This is a genomic window from Deinococcus alpinitundrae, assembly GCF_009982895.1.
Classification (GTDB): Bacteria; Deinococcota; Deinococci; order Deinococcales; family Deinococcaceae; genus Deinococcus; species Deinococcus alpinitundrae.
Genome location: NZ_WXZL01000234.1, coordinates 1 through 274, shown reverse-complemented (window position 1 = coordinate 274; position 274 = coordinate 1). Strand labels below are relative to the sequence as shown.

Below are 274 nucleotides of genomic sequence, written 5' to 3'. Positions count from 1 at the left end.
CGTGCGAGAAGAGCGGCCACTGCCTGCTGCAGGCCACGGCCTACGAGATGTGCATGGAAGGCCCGCACTTCGAGGAGTTCTATCCCGACCGCCCGGTCGACGCCAGCCACCCCGCCGTGCTGCTGGACTTCAACCGCTGCATCCTGTGCGGCCTGTGCGTGCGCGCCAGCCGCGACATCGACGGCAAGAAGGTGTTTGCCCTGGGCGGCCACGGCCTGGGCTCGCGCCTGCTCGTCAACAGCGAGAGCGGGCGCCTGGCCGACACCGACTTCGC

1 protein-coding gene is annotated in these 274 nt (G+C 69.7%); it reads left to right on the top strand.

Going from position 1 to position 274, the window contains the following annotated elements; all coding sequences use genetic code 11:
- Nucleotides 1-274 (top strand): ferredoxin (locus tag GUI70_RS23185; protein WP_202630596.1); only part of this gene is annotated, 274 nt, incomplete at both ends.